17 protein-coding genes and 1 pseudogene are annotated in these 20,937 nt (G+C 67.3%); 5 read left to right on the forward strand and 13 right to left on the reverse strand.

Translation table 11 applies throughout. The features are described 5' to 3' along the window. Nucleotides 1–13: 13 nt before the first annotated feature. Nucleotides 14–1,090, reverse strand: coding sequence for an FUSC family protein (locus tag TV39_RS20945; RefSeq protein ID WP_043485682.1), 1,077 nt, complete (start codon nucleotides 1,088–1,090; stop codon nucleotides 14–16). 214 nt (nucleotides 1,091–1,304) lie between these two features. On the opposite strand from TV39_RS20945, the gene mscL reads away from it, so the two are divergent. Then, entirely contained in the window at nucleotides 1,305–1,766 is a 462-nt protein-coding gene (mscL, locus tag TV39_RS20950; RefSeq protein WP_043485573.1) for a large conductance mechanosensitive channel protein MscL, read from the forward strand. Nucleotides 1,767–1,778: 12 nt separating this feature from the next. Here mscL and TV39_RS20955 read toward each other — a convergent pair whose 3' ends face one another. The 12 genes and pseudogenes from TV39_RS20955 to TV39_RS21010 all read right to left on the reverse strand — a co-directional run bounded on the left by TV39_RS20955 (nucleotide 1,779) and on the right by TV39_RS21010 (nucleotide 16,342). Beyond that, entirely contained in the window at nucleotides 1,779–2,954 is a 1,176-nt protein-coding gene (locus TV39_RS20955) for a DegT/DnrJ/EryC1/StrS family aminotransferase (protein ID WP_082049935.1), read from the reverse strand. 212 nt (nucleotides 2,955–3,166) lie between these two features. Beyond that, complete coding sequence (locus TV39_RS21885; protein ID WP_082049936.1) at nucleotides 3,167–5,797, reverse strand: WecB/TagA/CpsF family glycosyltransferase; 2,631 nt, start codon at nucleotides 5,795–5,797, stop codon at nucleotides 3,167–3,169. Nucleotides 5,798–5,806: 9 nt separating this feature from the next. After that, a complete protein-coding gene (locus TV39_RS22675; RefSeq protein WP_043485690.1) occupies nucleotides 5,807–6,403 on the reverse strand; it encodes an acyltransferase in 597 nt (198 codons plus the stop codon). An 81-nt stretch (nucleotides 6,404–6,484) separates the two neighbouring features. Next, nucleotides 6,485–6,991, reverse strand: a pseudogene (locus tag TV39_RS22680) (VanZ family protein); the annotation flags it as partial. After that, nucleotides 6,921–8,192 (reverse strand): glycosyltransferase, encoded by a 1,272-nt coding sequence (locus TV39_RS20975; RefSeq protein WP_043485575.1) that lies wholly within the window; start codon nucleotides 8,190–8,192, stop codon nucleotides 6,921–6,923. The pseudogene TV39_RS22680 and the gene TV39_RS20975, both read right to left, overlap by 71 nt. Beyond that, nucleotides 8,189–9,649, reverse strand: a complete 1,461-nt coding sequence (locus TV39_RS20980; RefSeq protein WP_043485577.1) for an oligosaccharide flippase family protein — start codon at nucleotides 9,647–9,649, stop codon at nucleotides 8,189–8,191. Before TV39_RS20980 ends, TV39_RS20975 begins: the two co-directional genes overlap by 4 nt. After that, complete coding sequence (locus TV39_RS20985; RefSeq protein ID WP_043485579.1) at nucleotides 9,646–10,779, reverse strand: DegT/DnrJ/EryC1/StrS family aminotransferase; 1,134 nt, start codon at nucleotides 10,777–10,779, stop codon at nucleotides 9,646–9,648. The genes TV39_RS20980 and TV39_RS20985 overlap by 4 nt, the downstream gene beginning before the upstream one ends. Continuing rightward, complete coding sequence (locus TV39_RS20990) at nucleotides 10,776–11,444, reverse strand: acetyltransferase (RefSeq protein ID WP_043485582.1); 669 nt, start codon at nucleotides 11,442–11,444, stop codon at nucleotides 10,776–10,778. The genes TV39_RS20985 and TV39_RS20990 overlap by 4 nt, the downstream gene beginning before the upstream one ends. Further along, nucleotides 11,437–12,612, reverse strand: a complete 1,176-nt coding sequence (locus TV39_RS20995; RefSeq protein ID WP_043485585.1) for a DegT/DnrJ/EryC1/StrS family aminotransferase — start codon at nucleotides 12,610–12,612, stop codon at nucleotides 11,437–11,439. Before TV39_RS20995 ends, TV39_RS20990 begins: the two co-directional genes overlap by 8 nt. Continuing rightward, complete coding sequence (locus tag TV39_RS21000; protein ID WP_043485588.1) at nucleotides 12,609–13,604, reverse strand: NAD-dependent epimerase/dehydratase family protein; 996 nt, start codon at nucleotides 13,602–13,604, stop codon at nucleotides 12,609–12,611. The genes TV39_RS20995 and TV39_RS21000 overlap by 4 nt, the downstream gene beginning before the upstream one ends. Next, nucleotides 13,601–14,713: a Gfo/Idh/MocA family protein gene (locus TV39_RS21005; RefSeq protein WP_082049938.1), complete on the reverse strand. Its 1,113-nt coding sequence runs from the start codon at nucleotides 14,711–14,713 to the stop codon at nucleotides 13,601–13,603. Before TV39_RS21005 ends, TV39_RS21000 begins: the two co-directional genes overlap by 4 nt. Nucleotides 14,714–14,728: 15 nt before the next feature. Next, complete coding sequence (locus TV39_RS21010) at nucleotides 14,729–16,342, reverse strand: sugar transferase (protein WP_043485591.1); 1,614 nt, start codon at nucleotides 16,340–16,342, stop codon at nucleotides 14,729–14,731. Between the two features lie 427 nt (nucleotides 16,343–16,769). Here TV39_RS21010 and TV39_RS21015 point away from each other — a divergent pair, with 427 nt between their 5' ends. The 4 genes from TV39_RS21015 to TV39_RS21030 all read left to right on the forward strand — a co-directional run bounded on the left by TV39_RS21015 (nucleotide 16,770) and on the right by TV39_RS21030 (nucleotide 20,937). Further along, nucleotides 16,770–17,609 (forward strand): ACT domain-containing protein, encoded by an 840-nt coding sequence (locus tag TV39_RS21015; RefSeq protein WP_043485594.1) that lies wholly within the window; start codon nucleotides 16,770–16,772, stop codon nucleotides 17,607–17,609. 342 nt (nucleotides 17,610–17,951) lie between these two features. Then, the gene (locus TV39_RS21020; protein ID WP_043485596.1) at nucleotides 17,952–19,316 is read left to right on the forward strand and encodes an MFS transporter; all 1,365 of its coding nucleotides are present in this window, start codon (nucleotides 17,952–17,954) and stop codon (nucleotides 19,314–19,316) included. Between the two features lie 95 nt (nucleotides 19,317–19,411). After that, nucleotides 19,412–20,095 carry a GntR family transcriptional regulator gene (locus tag TV39_RS21025; protein WP_043485597.1) on the forward strand — a complete coding sequence of 228 codons (684 nt, stop codon included), beginning with the start codon at nucleotides 19,412–19,414 and terminating at the stop codon, nucleotides 20,093–20,095. Next, nucleotides 20,092–20,937, forward strand: coding sequence for an aspartate/glutamate racemase family protein (locus TV39_RS21030; RefSeq protein ID WP_043485598.1), 846 nt, complete (start codon nucleotides 20,092–20,094; stop codon nucleotides 20,935–20,937). Before TV39_RS21025 ends, TV39_RS21030 begins: the two co-directional genes overlap by 4 nt.

A 20,937-nucleotide genomic window follows, 5' to 3' on the forward strand; every position in this document is an offset into this window, starting at 1 on the left:
CGGCGCCGGACCCCTACGCCGGGAGGCGCTGCGCGCCGCTCCGGGCTCGCATCCGCCGCCATGCTGCGGGAGCAACCACCACGGCAATGCCGACGGCGGCGCCGATGACGGTCTCCACGATCCTGTCCCTCAGCAGCACCTGCGGGGCAGTGGGCGCAGCCAACAATGTGGCACTCAGGGCCAGCGGCGTAACGAAAATCTGCGCCAGGACGTACTGGCGTGCAATGAACATCTCGGCGCCGAACTGGCACGCGGCGATCACCAGGACCATCTGCCAGGGCGCGGGATCCAGCAGGAGCACACCGGCAAGCACGATCAGGCCCAGCACGGTGCCAATGATTCTCTGGACGCCCCTCGCCACCCGGTGGCGCGTGGTGCGGCCCACCAACGGAACAACGGCAGCCACCATGGCCCAATAGTTGTGGCCGAAGCCCAACCGCTGGCCCACAATGGTGGCCAGCGTGCCGGCCAGACCCGCAGCCACGATGTAGCCCAGGGCTTCGAGCCAGGCGGCGCGCTTTTCATCGGGCGTCAACCGGGCAGGTTCGGGCATGGCCCACGGCGTCCGCCGGCTCCGCACGAGCCGGGAGGATATGCCGATCAGCAGGCAGAATACGGTGGTGAGGATGGCGACGAGCATGCATTGCCAGAGCGGCGGCTGGTTGGGAATCGACGCGATGGCCGCAAAGGCGAAAATGTGGAACAACGAGCCCGCCGGCCGGTGCCGCCACAGGGCAATCACCAGCGAACACGCCCCGGCCACCACCGTGGTGGCAGCCACCTGCGTCCAGGTGCTCGCGGCGTCCGAGAGCCCCAAGGCCTGGCCGGCGCGGGCTGACAGGGTTGCCAGCAGCATGACGAGGAGCATGAGCGAACCGGCGCGCATCTGGATGAAGAGCCGCTTCCGGTGCATCTCCCCGCGACCGTAGATTCCGGTGAAGGCACCAAAGGACGCAAAAATCGCCAGGTCGCTCCGGCCGATCAGGACGAGGATGATCAGCGGAACAAAGACACCCACTGCGCAACGGATCGCGACCTGATGGTCCTTGTTGCCGGGAGCAATCGTGAACATCTCGGCGAACAGCTTCACGGGGGTCACGCCTTTCCATACGGTGCCAGTCTGATGGCGGCAGCGTTGGCGTCCACTCCAAATCTACGCCCGGGCCGGCGCCACCAGCCCGCCGACGAGCCCGGGTTCCCGCTCCCCGGGGCTACCCGCCCGCGGTCATAGGGGCCGTCTGACGGGCGGGGACTGGTATTGTCAATCGGTTAAATTACTGACTGAACCGAATACCGGAGGACCCATGCTCAAAGGATTCAAGGATTTCATCCTTCGTGGCAACGTGATCGAACTGTCCATCGCCGTCGTCGTCGGCACGGCTTTCACGGCGCTGGTCACCGCTTTCACCACCAACATCGTGAACCCGATCATTGCAGCTGCCGGCGGGGTCCAGACTGAAGGGCTGGGCTTCCACATCTGGCCCGGCAATAACAAAACCTTCGTCAATATCGGCGGAGTCATCACCGCTTTCGTGACCTTCCTCATCACCGCCGCTGTGGTGTATTTCATCTTCGTGGCGCCCATGAACAAGATCAACTCGCTCGTGAAGAGCCGGCTGGCCACGGCAGAACCCGAGGAAGAGCCCATCCCGGCGGACACAGCGCTGCTGGCCGAGATCCGGGACCTGCTGACCCAGCTCGCGGGCAACGACAGGGAGCTCACCAGCGCCGGAACGTCGTCGAAGGAATCCGAAAGCTCACGCTGACCCAGGGGGCAGTCAGGCGCTGGCGGCGTCCGCCCGCCGGAACCCGCCGTTCCATTTGCCCCGCCGCACGGTGGCGGGGATCCCTGCGGCAGCGAGCCGGACGGAGCGGAGCACCCGCGACTGCTCGCCGGGAGTCAGCTCGTGGTAGACCGGCAGGACCACCAGCCTGTCCGCCAGCCGTTCGGTGACTGAGAGGTCCGCCTCGCCGGTGTCCCTGTTCCGGTAGGGAGGCTGCCGGTGTACCGCCGCGATCCCGGTGCCGGCTGTTATGCCGTCGCGCGACAACCGCTCCAGAAGCTCGTTGCGGGCCACGGCGAAGGACGGCAGCACTTCAAGCCAGAAGGATTGGAAATTGCTGGTGCCGTAGTCGGGATCCTTGATGAACCGCAGCCCGCCGATCCGCCCGAGTGCCAGCTGGTAGCTGGCCACGATTTCCCGGCGATGGGCAACAGCTTCCTGCAGCCGCCCGAGCTGGACCAGGCCGATGGCAGCCTGCAGGTCGGTCATGCGGTGATCGGTTCCCGCGTCGCTCCCGGCGTTATCACGAAGGTGACGGGCTGCGCTTGCCCACCCCTCGTTCCGTGTGGTCAGCATTCCGCCCTCGCCGGTGGTCAGGACCTCACACGAATCGAAGGACCACACTGCCAGTTCCGCGCCGGCCCCCACGGGCTCTCCCTGGTAGGTGGAGCCCACGCCGCAGGAGGCGTCCTCGATGACCGTGACACCGAGGGGGTCACACAGGTCCCGGATAGGTTTCAGGTCAACAGGCACGCCACCCTGGTCCGCCACGATCACCGCCCGGGTGGCCGGCGTCAGGGCCGCCTCGAGGGTGCCACGGGACACATTGCCGGTTCCCGCCTCGACATCCGCAAAGACCGTCCGGGCGCCGAGGCGACTGACGGCGTCGGCGTTCGATGCCGGGCCGAACGAGGGCAGCACGACGTCGTCCTGAGGTTGAACCCCGGCCACGCTGAGCGCCAACTGGAGTGCCGCGGTGCCGGTGGAAACCGCGACGGCGTGCGGCGCCCGTTGCGTAGACGCGAACGCGTCTTCGAACTGCCCCACGCGGGGCCCTTGGACCATGCGGCCTGATGAAAGCACTTGCACGACGGCGTCCGCCTCCTCCGGCCCGAGCCACGGCCTCATAACACCGATGTGGCTAACCGCGCGGTCTTCGCTGATGGTCACCGGGTCCTCCCGATCGTCAAAAAGAAATGGGTACGCCCTTCCATTCAACGCGCCACCACTCAGTGCGGTCACGAGAGTCACGTACGCGCATTTTCCCGCGGGACACCGCTGTTGCAGCGCGGAATACCCGCTTGGGAACCGCCGTACGGCTCGCGGAGCCGGGCGGTACTTGGTTTACTTGCCGCCGGACACCCCGGGGTTACCTGCCGGGGTTACCTGCCCAGAGCCCCTGGGCGCGTCCCTGCCGGGGCACGGCTGCTGTCGTCCCGTTCCCAGCCGCCGGGGCCCGGGCCCGTTGCCCCCTGCCGGCCTGCAATCGCGAATCCCAAATAGACCACGGCATGGGCGGCAGAGAGGGGGCCGCGAACGGAGCGCAGCACCTCCGCGAGGGTCTGCCGGGCGGTGCTGTGCTGGCCGGCGTCGCCGTTCTGTTCGGCATTGCCCCGGTAAACGCGGTGCAGGACTGCCACCTGGTCCCTCGGTGTCCGGGGCGGACGGATTACTACGGGATCGACATCCAGGACAGTCTTCTCCGACGGGTCGAAAAGCCGGTCGACGAAGAGATCGTCCGCTGTCAGGTCCGGGAATTCCTCGAAGCGCCTGCGCCCCTGCTCCGAGAGACCATAGACCCCTCCGGCCCACAGACGGTTCCGCGCAGAGGGCAGGCGCAGCCGCGTGCGGTAGTAGGAGTGGATCAGCGGATGGGCATCCTCCAGGTCGAATCGCACGGCCGGGCGGGCGGCCAGCGGCCCGCCGGAGCCCAGCGCCGTCAACACATCGCGCACGGCATGCTGGCTGATCTGCACATCAGCATCGAGATAAAGCCGGGGCCACTGTGTGGCGGCCGCATCTCCGGCGTTGAGGGCGGCCGACTTGGAGGGCCGGCCGATGTCCAGCACGGTCACGCCTTCGAAGCCGCGGGCGATCGCGGCGGTGTCATCCGAGCAGCCGTTGCACACCACGATGACTTCGATCTGCCCGGCAGCCGCCAGCGGGGCAAGCGGGGCGAGCGTCCGGGCGATCACGCCGGCCTCGTTGTGCGCCGGGATGATCACCGAACCGCGTGGAAAGCATGCGGGGTCGGGGTCCTTGGTGGCGCCCGGCAGGCCCGTCCAGCTGGCTTCATCCAGAACTGTGCGCAGCACTCCCCGGCGGTCCGGCTTCCAGCACCTGAGCAGCTCGGAAAATACCACCGCGCCGTGGAACACCTTGGCGTAAGCCGATGAATGGTACTTGCGGATGTACCGCACGCGGTTGACGGCCAGCAGTGCGTTTAGCCTTGGTGACGCGCCCGATCCGGCACCGGCATGGGTCATAACGGCTGCCGGCTCGTACCAGACGGTTTCACCCATCGTGCGCAGCCCGCGGAAGAAATCGACTTCCTCCGAATAAAGGAAGTAGGACTCGTCCCACGGCAAAGAGTCGGCGAGGCTGCGGCGGACCATCAGCGCAGCTCCGGTGGCCCAATGCACGGTGTGCGGATGGGCGTAGCTCTCCGGGTTGTAGTCGGTGCCGGCAAGCCAGCCCGGCCGGTCCGGGAACCGCCGTCCCATCAGTGCGTCTCCCACCGCGTTGGACAGGCTCGGCTCGCGGTAAAGCGAGGGGCTCGTGGCGCCGGTTTCGTCCAGGAGGCGCGGGACGACGGCCCCGGCGCGGGAGGAACGCAACCGGCGCATCATGGTTTTCAGGCTTCCGCGTTCCACGGTGACGTCAGGGTTGAGGACCACCACGGTGGCGCTGTCGCCGGCGCGTCGCATGGCGGCATTGATGCCGCCGGAATATCCCAGGTTGCCTCCGGTGGCGAAGGCGATGACGTCCGGATGCTCGCCGCGCACCAGTGCCAGGGTGCCGTCGCTGGATGAATTGTCAGCCACCAGGACGCGCAGCGTGAGATCCGCCGTCTCCTCCCGCAGGCTCTCCAGCAGCGGCCCAACACCGTTGGCGCTGTTGTAGGTCACAACGACGACGACGGCATCAGCCGCGCCGGCGGGTCCGGTGAAGCGGCCGGGGGTCCGCGGAGCGGGAGCAGCCGACGTCACTGGCTCCGGCCGGTGGTGGGGCACTGTGCACGATGCGGTCCGCAGCTTGAGGTAGGCCGGCGGCCCGTCGACCAGGTAGCGGCTTGCGAGCCGTTTGGGTTCGAGGGCCAGCCGATAGCCCCATTCCAGCCCGTGGTCGCTGGCCCATTGGGGCGCGCGCTGCACCCTTCCGGCGAGGAAGTCCACCGCTGCGCCGAAGGCCAGCAGCACGGCGGCGCCGGTCAGGGCGGCGTAGTGGTCGATCCAGAGCTCCTGCCGTGGCTTGCCCAGGCCAACGTAGAGGATCTGGGTGCCCGCGGCTGCAATATCTGCCGCGATCCGCTCCGAGTCGCACGCAGAGGCCAGTTCTTCCCGGCCGGGGGACCACATTCCCGCGATCTGGAGGCCTGGATGCTCCTCGGCGATCTTTTGGGCCAGAAGCTGCTGGTTCTCCCTGGAACCGCCGAGGAAGCCAACCCGCAGTCCCAGGTGCTCGGCCCGTTCCAGCAACGGCGACGCGAGGTCGCTTCCTGCCAGCCGCGGCCAGCGATGCCCGGTGAGCCGTTGGGATTGCGACACCAGCGGTGCGCCGTCGAGGAGGTAGAGCCAGTCGACTGTGCTGGCCGGATCGGCGTGCAGCGTCCCCTCCCAGCGTCCGCCGGCACCGAAGTGGTGCAGGTGGTCCAGGTTGACGGAGGCAACACCGAGGGGCGGCAGCCCCCGCTGACCGGCGCGGGCCAGGATGAGTTCCAGGGCAGGTTCAGGATCCATCAGATCAACGGGAGTGCCACCCAGGATGACTTTGTCGGCGTCCAAGTTTTCCACGTCGCCTCCTTAATACTTGTCGGCGGGCACGAGCTGCCCTTTGGTTTCGAGATAGCGGCGCCCGGTGACGGGGCAGAGCCAACCGCCGCCGTCGTCCTGCTTGAGCGGATGGCCCGCCTCTCCCACCCAGCCCATTTGCCGCGCCGGTACCCCGGCTACCACCGCATAGGCCGGAACATCCCGGGTTACGACGGCGCCGGCCGCGACAGTGGCCCACTCACCGATCGTGAGGGGGGCGATGCAGACGGCCCGTGCACCGACGGAGGCGCCCTTGCCGACGGTCACACCCACGGCGACCCAGTCCTCGGATCCCTTGAGTGTTCCCTCAGGTGTAATGGCTCGCGGGTGCAGGTCATTGGTGAGCACGGCCGCAGGGCCGATGAAGACGCCGTCGGACAGCCGCGCCGGTTCGTAGACCAGTGCGTAGTTCTGGACTTTGCAGTTGTCGCCCAACCGGACGGCCGGCCCCACGTAGGCTCCCCGGCCGATGTTGCAATTGGTTCCCAGCACGGCGTCCTCCCTGATCTGGGCCAAATGCCAGATCCGGGAGCCGTCTCCGATGCTGGCGGATTCTCCTACGTCAGCCGTGGCGGCGATGGTGATCATGTCGTTCCTCCCGGGGACAGTGGTGGCGGAGATCGGCGCTAGTAGGGGTGCCCCGTGCCGGCGTCGAGCCCACAGGACTGCGAGCGCACCGAGCGAGGCGCCCAGCGTGTTGCTGGCGACGTCGCGGAGGCTTGCCTGCCGCTGGTCGAGGGCGAGGAACTGGACGGCCTCAATGGCTCCGGATCCCAGCAGTCCCGCCGTAGCAGCAAGCCACCAGCGGCGGGCCGGCAGCAGACTGGCAAGCAGCAGCCCGAGCGGCACGAACAGCAATACATTGGCGGCCACCTCCACGTGTCCGGCCCGGATTCCGGCGGTAAGCGGCTGCTCCTGCAGGGTCCTCATGAAACCCCGGAGGAGGCCGGAGACCGGGCGTTCCACTGGTGTGGGCCAAAACCCGATGCTCGCCAAGGCGGCCAGGTACAGCACGAGCAGCAACACAACGTTTCTGCGCCGCGCGGTCATGGCAGGCTCCGCAAGGGGCTGCTGCCGTCCATCCAGGCGATAGGGCCGCCGGTGCTCATGCGGCACCTCCGGTGGAGAATGAATGGACCGGCGGACCCGCTGCCACGGGCCGGGCGTTGAAATCATCAGCAGTGTCGCGGCCGGTCAGGCGCGCCTGCAGCCGGCGGCGCTTGTAGCGAAGGAATTGGGCGGCCGCCTCGGCTTCGCGTAGGTAGGCTGTTCGTCCGGAGGATGCCGTCTTCAGGGCTGCCGCATATGTGTCCAGCTGGACGTCTGCAGCATGTTCCAACGAATACCGGTGCTCCACAACGCGCCTGCCGAAAGCTCCGAGCTCGGCGCGGCGCGGCTCGGCCGGCAGGATCTCGAACAGTATCTGGCGCAGGGCGGAGGCGCCGCCGGCCTGCCCGCTGCCCACTCCGTACCATCCCTGCCACAGGAAGGTCTCGAGTGAGGACGGCGTCAGGAGCTCCCAGAAACCGGCTTCACCCTGGACCACCAGCGGTTTGCCGAACGCCAGCGCCCGCAGCGCCGATCCGCCCATGCCAAGGCAGACGTCGGCCAGATCATAAGCCGCCCGGGGATCGGCAAGTTCGCCGGCCAGGACAACAGTCTGCCGGCCGGTCCGCAGGTTGACCTGTGCCGCCCGCATGGAGACTTCCGCGTGCGCCGGGCCGTCACCGGCAATGAGCAGGCAAACCCGCATTCCGGCGGGGAGGGACGCCACCGCATCCATGGCGGTGAGGATGCCCTCCAGCTTGAGCTCCCGGGCAAGGCGGGACACAACCGCCACAACATACCCGCCGTCCGCGATACCCCACCTCCTCCTGAGCTCTCCCTGGGCAAGCTCAAGGCCGGGACGGTTCGCCTCAACGTCAACGGGGGGCTCCAGCACAGTCACACCCGAGCGGCCGACGCCGGACTCGACTTCCGCGATCTGGTGTGTTCCGACCGTCAGCGGGACGTGCTTGGGGATGAACGGTGCGACGGCCATGGACATGACCGTGGAAACCGCAGCCACACCGGGCAGCCGCCGTGCAGCCAGGTAGCATTCCAGCGAGGGCGGCCACTCGTAGCCGTGCAGGATATCGATGCGCCGCCGCTCAACAAGCCCGGCCAGCGCCCGGGTTACGGTTCCCGAAGGCCGCCGGCCCATCTCGGGGGCGGCCACGAATTCCAGCCCCAGCCCGCGGATTTTTTCAACGAGCGGTCCGGGCCTCCCGAACACGATGGTTTCGTGGCCCAGCCGATGGACGGCACCGGCGAGCTCAATGGCGTTGATCTGGCTTCCGCCGATGCCAAGGTCGTGTGGATAGACAAGGATCTTCATCGGACCAGCTCCCCAACTTCCGGCCGCGCCCGGCCCACGTTCCTCAGCAGCCTGACGTCGTTCCTGCGCCAGTACAGCAACGCGGCGGCTGTGGACGCAGCAAGGGCTGCCCCCACAGGGAGTTCAAGCCAGGGCGCCGGCAGCCAGCCGGCAAGTCCCAGCGATAACGCGCCGACCGCAAGGGAAACCAGGGCGGGGACCCACACCACGGCAGTGATATCCCGCACGGAGACGCCTTTGCGGGAGAGCTGCCACAGGCACAGGGGCAACAGCACGCAGCCGGAAACGAGGGCCTGCGCAAGTGCCAGGCCCGGCAGCCCGTTCAGTGCCGCACCGGCGGCCAGTGCGGGCACCAGCACTACCAAGCTGCCGGCTTGGACGACGAAGACTGTGCCGGACCTGCCCTGGACCACCATGAAGTCGTAGGCCAGGTCCGAGAAGATCCTGCTGACAGCGGCAACCACCAGCCAGGAGAGTGCCGCGGCCGCCGGCAGCCATTCCTTGCCGTAGACAAGATCCACCAGCGGCACCGCGCTCCCGGCCAGGAACATGACGGGCGGCAGCGTCGCCGCGGCAAGGACCGCCACAACCGAGACTAGCGCGGAGTTCAGTGCTGCCTTGTCCTGCTGGAGCGTGGAAAACGCGGCCGGCGCCACCCTGCGGAGCGGCTGGGCCAGGATACTGACCGGCCAGTTGGAAAGGTTGAACGCTAGGACGTAGAACGCGAGTGCCGCCGGACCCAGCATGCTTCCGGCCGTCAGCTGGTCGGCGTAGCCAATCGCGAAGAAGATAATGCTGGTCCCGGCCAGCGGCAGCCCGAACCTGAGCAGGGGTCCTAGTTGCTTGCGGTCCAGTCCGAAACGATATGGCATTGGCGAGGCCGCGAGGAACATGGCCCCGGAAACGAGGCTTCCGGCCACCCTGCCCACCGCCAGCGCCATGGCGCCCATTCCCGCGAGCGCCAGGACAACCGACAGGACAGCGCCGGTCCAGACGTTGACCTGGTCGATCCCCAGCCGGGTCTTCTCCTTGAAGTCGCGCTGGAGAAGGGCCGCCGGAGATGCCACCACACCGTTGATGAAAACGCTGAAAATGAGGACCCGAACCACATCAGTGGCATCGGGGTCCCCCATCGCCGCCGTAAACGCGGGAGCCGCAAGGACGGCACCCGTACAGAAGATGGCGCTGCCCGCCACGGAAATGGTGTTGACGGTGGGCACTATCTTGGCCGGGTCCCCTGGCCACCGGACGATCGCAAGCGAAACGCCAAGTTCGTTGAAGCTGAGCACTGCCATCAGTGCCACCAGTGCCACCGCAAAGGTGCCGAAGGACTCAGGGCCTAACACCCTCGCCAGGACTATTCCAATCCCGAGGGTGCCAACCCTGGACACCAAGGTGTTCAGCAGGCTCCACGCGAAGGCGTTCGAAGCGCCGGGTCCGCTTTTTCCTCGCGTCATGACCGTTCCATGGCCCCGAGCAATTGGCCGACGACGTACTCCTGCTGGCGTGCGGTGATATGCGGGTAGATCGGCAGGGAGAGCATGGTTGCCGCGGCTTCCTCGGCGACGGGGAATGACCCGCGGCAGAACCCCAGATGCCTGTATGCGCGGCTGAGGTGCATAGGAACCGGGTAGTGGATGCCGGCGCCGATTCCTGCCCCGTTCAGCGCAGCAAGCACGCGGTCCCGTTCCAGGATCCGGATGACGTAGAGGTGCCAGACGTCCACGTTGCCGTCTGCCGTTTGTGGCAGCACAATGCCGGGGACGTCCCGGAGCATCTCCGAATAGCGGGCGGCGGCCTCCCGCCGTCGTTCGTTCCAGGCCGCAAGTCGCCGCAGTTTGGAGTTCAGCACCACTGCCTGGATAGTGTCCAGGCGGGAGTTCATCCCGATCGCGTCGTGCTCGTACTTGACGGAGCTGCCGTGGGCGCCCAGGAGGCGGACCCGGGCAGCTATCGCGTCATCGTTGGTCAGGACGGCCCCTGCGTCACCGGCCGCCCCGAGGTTCTTGCCCGGATAGAAGCTCGTGCCGGCAACGCTTCCCAGGGTGCCGGCGAACCGTCCGTGCCGGGATGCGCCCTGGGCCTGGGCGGCGTCTTCGACAATGACGGCGCCGCACCCGAATGCGGCGGCCTGCAGCTTTTCGACGAACGCTGTCTGCCCGAACAGGTGGACGGCGACGATCGCCTGGGTCGCCCCGGTCACTGCCTCGCTGACCCTGGCCGGATCAATAAGCAGGTAGTCCGGGTCCACGTCCACCGGTACCGGGACCGCTCCGATCCGGCTAACGGCCTCGGCGGTGGCAATGAAGGTGTTGGCGGGCAGGATGACCTCCCCGCCGGGACTGACACCCGCCGCGCGGAGCCCTAGTTCCAGCGCGTCCGTGCCATTGGCCACGCCGACGCAATGCCGGGCCCCGAGGAAACCGGCGTAGGACTGCTCGAACTCCGCAACCTCCGGCCCCCCGATGAAAGAGGTCCGTGCGAAGACCTCCCTGATGCCGCTTTCCACTTCCTCGGCGATTTCGTGCTGTTGCGCACCAAGGTCAACGAGCGGTACGGACAAAGGGAAGGTGGGTGAAAGAGTCATCGTTCGCCTCCTGAAAGAGCAACGGTGTGCATAACGCTTTTGATGGCCCGTGCCGGAACGCCGGCCCAGGTTTCTCCGGCCGGAACGTCGGACAGGACGACGGCCCCCATCCCCACGGTGGCGCCGGCGCCGATGGCCGTCCGTTCCCGCACGCAGGAGTTCATGCCCAGGTAGGCGGCCTGTCCCACCCTGACGCCGCCGCCCAGCGAAACGCCGGCTGCGAACGTGGCAAAATCCTCCACCGCGTCGTCGTGGGTGAGGGTGACCCCGGGCATCACCACCACATGGTTGCCGATAGTCACGTCGGCGGTCAGGGTGACATGGCCCAGCAGGATGTTGCCATGGCCGATCCGGCACCCTTCCGGGAGGCGCACCGAGGCATCAACGACGGTGGCATAGCGCCGGTCCGGTAAGCCGAGTGCTGCAAGCCTGGACACAATCCCGGCCCGTGCACTGCCTGCGCCCACGCAGACCACCACCTTCGCGTCCGGATAGTTGAGCGCGTGGCTGACCGGTCCCAGGATGTGCGATCCATCCATCGTGGTGCCGGCCCTGCCAGCGTCGTCGTCGAGGATGCCCACCACGTCGAACTGCCCGCTGTCGCGCACTGTGGCGAGCACTTCGCGGGCGAGCCCGCTGGCAGCGATGAGAATAAGGTCAGCCACGGGTTCCCACCCCGCCCGCCAGCCGGATGGACCGCAGGACCCGGGACTGCTCGCCTGGCGTCAGCTGGTGGTAAACCGGCAGGATCAGGGTGTTGTCCGTCAGCCGTTCGGTAACGGACAAGTCCGCCGTGCCGGAATCACGTCCGGCGTAGGCGGGCTGCCGGTGCGCGGCCATGATCCCGCGGCGCCCCGAGATGCCGTCACGTGCCAGGCGCTCCAGGAGCTCCTCACGGCTCAGCGGGAAGGACGGCAGGACCTCCACCCAGAAGGACTGGAAATTGCTGGTGCCGTAGGCCGGATCGGCCACAAGCCGCAGGCCCTCGACGCGGTCCAGGCCCGACTGGTAGCCGGCCACGATTTCGCGGCGTCGGGCCACGGCCTCCGCCAGCCGGCCCAGCTGGACCAGCCCCACTGCCGCCTGCATGTCAGTCATCCGGAAGTTGAACCCGGCTTCCAGGTACTCTTCTGCCGGTGCCAGGAGGGCTGCATGGCGGTCGTTGGCCGAAACACTCATGGCGTGTTCACGCAGCCGCCGGGCCCTGCCGGCCCACTCGGGATTGCGAGTAGTCAGCATGCCGCCTTCCCCGGTGGTCAAAATCTTGCGCGGGTGGAAGGACCATGCGGCCAACTCTGCGCCGGCGCCGACGGGCCGGCCCCGGTAGGTGGATCCCGCCCCGCAGGCCGAATCCTCGACCACCGTGATGCCCAGGGGGTCGCACAGCTCCCGGATGGGATCCAGGTCCACCGGCATTCCGCCCTGATCCACCACGATCACAGCCTTTGTGGCCGGGGTCAGGGCAGCGGCAATGGTTTCCGCGGAGACGTTTCCGGTCTCCTCTTCCACGTCGCAAAACACGGTCTTCGCTCCCACATAGCCGGCAGCGTTGGCTGTTGCAATAAAGGAGAAGGAAGGCGCCACCACGTCGTCGCCAGGCCCGATGCCTGCCACTTTGAGCGCCAGGTGCAGGGCGGTGGTGCAGTTGGAAACCGCGACGGCGAACATCGCCTCCTGGGCAGCGGCGAAGGCTTCCTCGAACTGCGCCACGCGGGGACCCTGGGCCACCCAACCGGACGCAATCACCTCGGCGACGGCCTCCGCTTCCTCGACTCCAAGCCACGGCTTCATGACATTGATCCGGCTCAGCGCCTGATCCTGGCTAATGGTCACCGCACGCCTCCGACACGGGCAGCGGCTATTTCACCGCGGAGCGGACGCCACCAGTCCACGAGTTCGCGGAGCCCGTCCTCCAGTCCGGTTTCAGCCGTGAAGCCAAGGTCCAGGCGGGCAGCGGAGGTATCCGCGAGGCGTCGGACGACGCCATTGATCGCGCGGTCGGGACCGTGCTCCACCTGCAGTTCGGAATCCATGGCCCGCAACAGCGCCTCGGCGAGTTCCAGGAGGCTGGTCTCTTCCCCGCTGGCCACGTTGTAGACACCCTCGCAGGCGCCGCTTCCCGCGGCCAGGATGTTGGCGCGGGCAACGTCCCGGGTATGGATGAAGTCCATGGTCTGCCGTCCGTCACCAAAGATCAGCGGCGGCTGCCCGTCCGCGATGCGCTCCATCCAGCGGACCAGCACCTCCGTGTAGAGGCCGTGCACGTCCATCCGGGGTCCGTAGACATTGAAATAGCGCAGCAGGACGTAGTCCAGGCCGGTCGTTGCGCGGAAGCTGCGGGCCATGCCCTCGTTGAAGGACTTCGCCGCACCGTAAAACGTATCGTTGTTGTGGTGGTGGTGCCGTTCAGTGGTGGGGAATTCCTCCGCCATCCCGTAAATCGACGCACTGGATGCCGCCACCAGCTTGCCCACACCGTGCCCGGCGGCTGCCTCGAACACGTTGAACGTGCCGTCCACCAGCACTTCGAGGGCGAGCCGCGGTTCCTCCGCGCACTGGGTGATCCTGATGGCCGCCTGATGGAAGACGATGTCCTTGCCGCGGGTGAGGTCGTGGACCAGGTCCCGGTCGCGCAGGTCCCCTTCAACAAACTCCACCCTGCCGGTGGCCACCGCGTCATCGAGGTTGGCGCGGCGGCCGCGGACCAGGTTGTCCAGGACGGTTATCCGCTCAACGCCGGCAGTGATCAGATGGTCGACAATCGTGGATCCGATGGTTCCGGCTCCGCCGGTGACCAGGACCCGCGCACCTTGCAGCGTACTCATCGCCGTCCCTCCAATTGGGTTTCGTTGCCCGTGACGGCGACCGATTCCCCGTCACCGCTGAGGCTGCGGCTGACAGCTTCCAGAACGGAAAGCACCCTCAAGCCCGAGGCCCCGCTGGTCCGCGCGGGCCGGTGATGCCAGATGCTGCTCGCAAACTCCGCCACCATCTGGCCGAGGGCCTCGTGTTCCGGCAGCGCGGGTGACCACGTGTCGCCCAGCCGGTACGAAATCGCGAAGGCCTTCTTCTCCGCGGGCGAACGGTATTTCCTGTCCAGGCTGACCCCGCGGTCGTACACGCTCAGCCGTTGCTGAGGATTCAGGTCGTCCCAGACGAGGGTCCGCTGGGAACCGCCCACCACCATCTGGCGGATCTTGGTGGGGCTGAGCCAGTTCACATGCACGTGCGCCATGGCGTCGTTCGGCAGCGCAAACGTCAGGTGCCCCACGCAGTCCCTCCCGGTGCCCAGCGGATCCGCGCCGTGGGCCGCCACTTCGGCGGGACGGAGGCCGCCGGGAAGGATGAAATCGATGATGGCCAGATCGTGCGGAGCGAGGTCCCAAAAAACGTCAACATCCGGCTGGACGAGCCCCAGGTTGATCCGCACCGAGTCGATGAACAGGATCTCGCCCAAAGAACCATCGGCAATCAGTTCGCGAATCTTCAGGACGGCGGGGGTGTAACAGTAGGTATGGTCGGCCATCAGGACCAGCCCGCGGTTCTCTGCTTCTTCAACCATCTCCACGCCTTTGGCCCTGCTGTCGGCCAGGGGCTTTTCCACGAGCACGTGCTTTCCCGCGCGCAGCGCCGTCAGGGCGATTCCGTGGTGGGTGTGCGCCGGAGTGGCAATGGCCACTGCATCGACATCCACCGTGTCCAGCAGCTCGTCAATGGACTCGCAGACGGGTACACCGCCGTGGGCTGCGGCGAGCTTGGCGGCGCGGTCGCGGTCCATGTCCACGATCGCGGCAAGTTGCCAGTCCGGGCTGGCCTTGAAGTTCCGGGCCAGGTTCGGCCCCCAGTAGCCGGCACCGATAACGGCGGCCCGCAGCGGTGCCGCGGATGCCATAAGTTCAAGGTCCCGGCGGTAGGACTCCTGTGACGATTCCATATCTGTCCCCTCCACTTAATACGCGCCCGCAGGCATGCACATTGCTTTGAAGGTCCGCCACATGATGATGACGTCCCCCATGATCGACCAGTTTTCGACGTAGTAGAGATCGAGGCGTACGGCCTCATCCCAAGGCAGGTCCGAGCGGCCGTTGACCTGCCAGAGCCCGGTGATTCCGGGTTTGATGAGCAGCCTCCGGTGGGTATGCCGTTCGTAGGCCTCCACTTCGCGCTGCAGCGGCGGCCGGGGGCCCACCAGGCTCATTTCGCCGGTGAGGACATTCCAGAACTGCGGCAGTTCATCGAGCGAATACCGGCGCATCCAGCGCCCGCAGCGGGTCACCCGCGGGTCGTTCTGCATTTTGAACAGCACGCCTGCCCCCTCGTTGCTGGCCATCAGTGCCGCGAGTGACGCTTCTGCGTCGGTGACCATGGAGCGGAATTTGATCATCCTGAACGGCCGGCCCGCTTTGCCGACGCGCTCCTGCTTGAAGAACACCGGTCCCGGGCCGTTCCGCTTGACGATGACCGCCAGGACAAGGAACAGCGGCGACAACAGGACGAGGGCCACGGAGGCGACCACAATATCCAGCAGCCGCTTGAGCACATGCTTGCCGCCGCTGTACTGCGGGACGTCCACGTGCATCAGCGGCAGTCCCTCCACCGGCCGCCAGTGGATCCGCGGCCCGGCGACATTCGTGAGCGTCGAAGCAAGGACCAGTTCGGCGGAATGCTCTTCGAGCCGCCATCCCAGCTCACGGATGTACTGGTTGCCTCCTGGCACCGGGCCCGCCACGATGACGGCCTCGGCACCGTACTTTCCCACGGTCCGCACAACGTCGTCGGTGGAAGACAGCACGGGCACGCGGCGGCCGTCGACGTCGAGCGTCATTCCCCGGCGGGCCCCAGGGAGCGACACCCCCAGGATTTCGTAGGCCGCACCCGTCTTCTTGGCAATCCGGCCGAGTACGTAGCGGACGTCTTCGGGCTGGCCGATGACTATCGCCTTCACCAGGAACTGGCCGTCGGCCTGCTTGCGGTTGTACCAGCGGCGGGCGAACCAGCGGTTCCCCACCAGCGCCAGCAGCCCCAGCGGAAACGACGCGACGTAGAAAGCCCAGGCCGGTTCCAGCCGGAACACGACCAGGAACACGGCCAGCAGGCCGAAGACCCGGGTGGTGGCAACGGCAACGCGCTTGTATTCGCTGGAACCGACGCCGAGCACCTTGGGATCCCGCGTCCGGTAAAAATGGAGGGCGCCAGTCCATGACACCACGAGGCCTGCGGCCAGGACGGCGCCCAGCGCGTTGTCGCGGCTTTCCGCAAAGGAGTGCCCGCCGTCGAACCGGATCACGTACCCGACCAGCACCGAAAAGACCACCAGCCCGGTGTCGGTCAGACGAAGGAATCGGGCCAGGAAACGTGCCCATTCGCGGCCGGAGAGCCTGCGCCGGGGCGGTTGCCCTTCCGCGCTTCCACTGGGACGCCCGACGGCGGCAGAAACGGCGCCGACAGCGGAGCCGGCGGGGGCTCCAACCGCGGGACGCGGCGGGCTGGTGACCGTTCCGGAGGCCGTTCCCGGACCCAGGAACTTCAGCACGAACGGGCTTGTCTTACCCAGTTGGCTCATTTCGGCCCCCGCATTCTGAGGGAAGACCAAGGCGATATGCCTGCAGACGAGGTCGCCATTTGCGTATCCCCCCGACCGTTGGTAGGCGGCACCGGTTGATGCCTTCCCCAATAGAAGCCGTGGGCCCCCGCCGCCGTCACGAGGGCCACCTACCCGGCTTTCTATTCAGGGGTCCGGTGCTTTATGCGCGTACTACTCGGTCGCCTGCCGGGCCGTTAAGTGGGCGAGCGGAAATTACGTGGATGCGTGACGACCCGGGACACCCGGGCCTACCTGATCGGGCCTCTGCAACGGGCCGTGGCCGGGCCCTTCCGGTCCGAGCGCCCGGGCGGAGCAGGTAGTCCAAAAATCCCCGCCATTTCAACGATGTTGGCGTTCGTGACGCGGCCGCAATGCCGTTGAAACAGGGCCCGGACATGATGTGAGTATGACGCGCAAGGCACAGTCCCCCGAACCGGCCGACCTGAGCTGCGAAGTTTGCGGCCAGATGCCGGAACCCACCAAAGCACGGCTGACCCTGGCGAATATCGCCGTCATGCTGCCCATCGAGCTCCTGGTGCACGCGGCCGTGGTGGAGACCCACCTCCCCTACGTGGCCAAAGTCCTGGTCCTGACCCTGACGGCCACGGTGCTGGTGATCTGGGTGGCTGAGCCGTCCGCGTCCCGGATGCTGCGGAGTTGGCTGCACGGGCCCGCCCTCAGGCACCGCAAGCGGCTGAATACCGCACCGGCCCTCTGGCGGGCACGCACGGTGCTGCGCGACCAGCCAGGGTCGCTTCAGAAAATCACGCAGGCGCTGGCCCGGCTGGACACCAACATCCTCAGCATCCACATCCATCCGGTGGCGGGCGGGGTACTCGACGAATTCGTTCTCTCCGCGCCGGGCAATGTCGGCGAACGTGAACTGCTGGAGGCCCTGCGCGACGGCGGTGGCAGGCATCCGCACGTTTGGCCCACCACGGCCCTGGCTATGGCGGACGGCCAGACCAAGGCACTCAGCCTCGCCGCCCGGATTGCGGGTAACCCGGATGAGCTTCCGCTGGCCGTCGCCGAGCTGCTTTCCGCTCGGATCGTCCCGGTCACCGCGGAGGGCCGGCAGGAGCTTGCGGCCTCTGCCGACGCCGGGACGGTACTGAAGATCCCGACTGCCTGGCACGGACCCGTCACTTTCTACCGGCCCGGCGAACCGTTCACCCCCGCGGAATCAGCCCGGGCCCACCGGCTGGCGGAACTCGCGGAGATGCTGGCGTACAGCGACAACCGGTAACCGGTAACCGGCCTGACGACGGGGCGCGTCCACCCCGACGTGCCGGTCAGCTGCGCCCTCCCCGGCAAGCCCCGGCCCAGCGGCCGGCAGTCACAATCGGTAAACAGGCTGCCCGGCAGGCACCGGGCGAAAAACCCTTGACAGTGGCATGGCCCACTTCTATCTTTGATTTTGGGATCCCAAAACGGGATCCCAAAAGTGACCACCATCCCGGGCCTGGCGCCATGAACGGCGTACCCATTGCCAGCCCGGGACAGTTAGGCCTCCGCCCGATCCGGCCGCGGCCAGCCACAGCACCCGAATCTTTCCCCCGCCCGCAATCTTCCCCGTGAAGGAGAAGCTGTGTCTCTCCCCAGTACCGAAACATCAAACTCCGCAACCGAACCAGCAGCAGCCCAGCCCCCAGAGGGCCAAACCGGCAAGGACGGCGTGCAACGGCGCACCAACGTCCGCTGGAAGCTCTTCCTGCTGCTCCTCGTCCTGGTGGCCGTCAATTACATCGACCGCGGCTCCATCTCGGTGGCGCTCCCCATCATCCAGAAGGAATTCAACCTCGCCCCCGAACTCGTGGGCCTGCTGCTCTCCGCCTTCTTCTGGACTTACGCCCTGATGCAGATCCCGGTCGGCCTGCTCATCGACAAGTTCGGACCGCGAAAGGTCATGACCGCCTCCTGCGTGGGCTGGGGCGCCGCAACGGCAGCGTCCGGCATGGCCGGCGGCTTCCTGAGCATGTTCATTGCCCGGCTCGGCATCGGCGTCACCGAAGCCGGCGTCATGCCGGCCGGCGGCAAGCTCAACGCCATCTGGATGCACAAGTCGGAGCGCGGCCGCGGCGCCACCATCCTGGACGCCGGCGCACCCCTCGGCGCCGGTCTGGGCGGCATCCTCATTGCCGGCCTCATCGCCGCCACCGGCAGCTGGCGCAGTTCCTTCGTCATCGCCGGCGCTGCCACCGTCCTGATGGGCCTTGCCGTCTGGTGGTACGTCCGGGACAACCCGCGCCAGCACCGCGGAGTCAACGCAGCCGAGGCCGAATACATTGAAGCCTCCCACGCGGCCGAGGACGCGGAGGCCGAGCTGGACGGCAGCAAGGGCAAGCGCGCCCTTCTCCCCTACCTGAAGTTCCGTTCCTTCTGGGCCATGTGCTTCGGCTGGCTGGGCTTCAACGGCGTGTTCTACGGCCTGCTAACCTGGGGCCCGCTGTACCTCGCCCAGGCCAAGGGCTTCGACCTGAAGACCATCGGCTGGTCCACGTTCGTGATCTTCGGAGCAGGCTTCGTCGGTGAGATCCTGGGCGGCACCATTGCCGACAAGTGGCGGGCAGCCGGCGCCTCGGCGAACCGCGTCATGCGGACATTGCTGGGCATCTCCAGCGTCGTGGTGGTGGGCGGCCTCGTCGGGGTGACGGTCGTGGAAGACCCGACCACCGCCGTCGTACTCCTCTCCGTGGTGATGTTCTTCCTCCGCTGGGTCGGGCTTTTCTGGAGCATTCCGTCCATCCTGGGCGGCCGGACCAACGCCGGCGTGCTGGGCGGGGCAATGAACTTCAGCGGCAACATCTCCGGCTTCGTCACGCCCATCGCGGTCGGCCTGATCGTGGGCGCCACCGGCTCCTACACCTGGGCGCTGCTGTACTTCGTCGGCTCCGCGATCATCATGGGCGTGTCCGTCCTGGTGCTTGACTACAACAAGCGCCTGCCCGTCTAGGCGCCGCCCAGGCGGCCGGCCCTAAGCTAGGCACCGCAGCACCTCCTCCCGGCGCCGGGAGCGCACCACCCCTCAAGAAACCCGAATGGAGCACCATGCTTACCGCAGAAGAAACCCAGGACAAGGAACGCCCCCTCCGCGAGACCGTCCGGGACACGCTCCGCACCAGGATCTTTGAAGGGCACTACGCTCCCGGCACCCGGCTGGTGGAACGCGACCTGGCAGCGGAGTTCAACGTCTCCCGGCTGCCTGTCCGGGAGGCGCTGCGGATGCTGCGCCAGGAAGGACTCCTGAGCGACCGGGGCGCCCGCGGCGCCGAGGTCAGCTCACTCAGCCCCAAGGACGTGGAGGACCTCTTCGATGTCCGCCAGTCGCTGGAGGTGCTGGCCTGCCGGCTCGCCGCGGTCCGCGCCACCGGCGAGGACCTCGAGTACCTTGCCGGACTGCTGGACGAGGCCGAAAGCTGCCTCGCCAAAGGCGCCGTCGTGGAGGCCCACCGGGCCAACAGCGAATTCCACGACGCCATCACCCGGATCGCGGACAACGGCTTCCTCAGGTCCGCCCTGGAGCCGCTGCAGGGCCGCATGCACTGGCTGTTCCGGCACGTGAGCGACCTGCCCGAACTGATCCGGGAGCACCGGGATCTCTACGCCGCCATCGCCAGCGGTGACCCGGACCGCGCCGCGGCCCAGTCGGCATCGCACATCGGCAAATACCGCGAACAGTTCCCCGACGACTTCCAGAAAACAGAACCCGATCTTCACCGGAAGAAAAAATGAAACTTCTCGTCATCAACCCCAATATCAGCGACGACGTGACGGCGCTGATCGAAGCGGAGGCCCTGCGCTCCGCCTCGCCGGAAACCGAACTGGTGGTCCGCACCGCCGCGCACGGCGTCGAATACATCGAAACCCGATTCGAGTCCCTGATCGCCGCCGGAGCAGTGGCCGAGGTGATCGCCGAATACGCCGCTGTAACTGCCGAAGGCGGCCCGGCCGGAGGCGGCGCCGGGCACCACGACCGCATCGACCCGGACCGCATCGACGGCGTCGTTGTGGCAGCCTTCGGTGATCCGGGCATGCCCGCCCTGAAGGAGCTCACGGACGTCCCCGTCATCGGCATCACCGAGGCCGCACTGTGCGCCGCCGCCCTGCAGGGCCACCGGTTCTCCATCATCGCCATCTCCGACCGGATCCGGCCCTGGTACCTGGACTGCGTGGAGCGCTTCGGCCTCGGCGGGCGGCTGGCCTCCATCCGCTCCATCAACGAGGCGCTCAACGGCATCAGCTCCGTGCAGCAGGACTTCAAGGAAACGCTGCTGGCGCTCAGCCGGCAGGCCGTGGCGGAGGACGGGGCCGACGTCGTCATCCTCGCCGGTGCGCCCCTCGCCGGGCTCGCCCGCGAACTTCGTGGCCAGATCCCGGTTCCGGTGGTTGACGGCATCTCCGCCGGTATCCGCATGGCGGAGGCCGTCGTCGGGCTTCAGTCCGGCCCGCACCGCGCCGGAGCGTTTGCACCGCCACCCGTCAAGGCCCGCAAGGGACTCTCCAAAAACCTCGACGCCGCCCTGGCCGCCGCACAGAAGGCGGCCCTCCCTGCCGCCGCGGCCCCCGCCCGCTAA

This window comes from Arthrobacter sp. SPG23, assembly GCF_000876655.1.
Lineage (GTDB): Bacteria > Actinomycetota > Actinomycetes > Actinomycetales > Micrococcaceae > Arthrobacter.

Bases quoted from the DNA above. Each gene is read 5' to 3' on its own strand.
- mscL (WP_043485573.1), top strand. From the start codon at position 1,305: ATGCTCAAAGGATTCAAGGATTTCATCCTTCGTGGCAACGTGATCGAA.
- TV39_RS22675 (WP_043485690.1), bottom strand. From the start codon at position 6,403: ATGATCACCATCGCCGCCACGGCTGACGTAGGAGAATCCGCCAGCATC.
- TV39_RS20975 (WP_043485575.1), bottom strand. From the start codon at position 8,192: ATGAAGATCCTTGTCTATCCACACGACCTTGGCATCGGCGGAAGCCAG.
- TV39_RS20980 (WP_043485577.1), bottom strand. From the start codon at position 9,649: ATGACGCGAGGAAAAAGCGGACCCGGCGCTTCGAACGCCTTCGCGTGG.
- TV39_RS20985 (WP_043485579.1), bottom strand. From the start codon at position 10,779: ATGACTCTTTCACCCACCTTCCCTTTGTCCGTACCGCTCGTTGACCTT.
- TV39_RS21000 (WP_043485588.1), bottom strand. From the start codon at position 13,604: ATGAGTACGCTGCAAGGTGCGCGGGTCCTGGTCACCGGCGGAGCCGGA.
- TV39_RS21005 (WP_082049938.1), bottom strand. From the start codon at position 14,713: ATGGAATCGTCACAGGAGTCCTACCGCCGGGACCTTGAACTTATGGCA.
- TV39_RS21010 (WP_043485591.1), bottom strand. From the start codon at position 16,342: ATGAGCCAACTGGGTAAGACAAGCCCGTTCGTGCTGAAGTTCCTGGGT.
- TV39_RS21015 (WP_043485594.1), top strand. From the start codon at position 16,770: ATGACGCGCAAGGCACAGTCCCCCGAACCGGCCGACCTGAGCTGCGAA.
- TV39_RS21025 (WP_043485597.1), top strand. From the start codon at position 19,412: ATGCTTACCGCAGAAGAAACCCAGGACAAGGAACGCCCCCTCCGCGAG.
- TV39_RS21030 (WP_043485598.1), top strand. From the start codon at position 20,092: ATGAAACTTCTCGTCATCAACCCCAATATCAGCGACGACGTGACGGCG.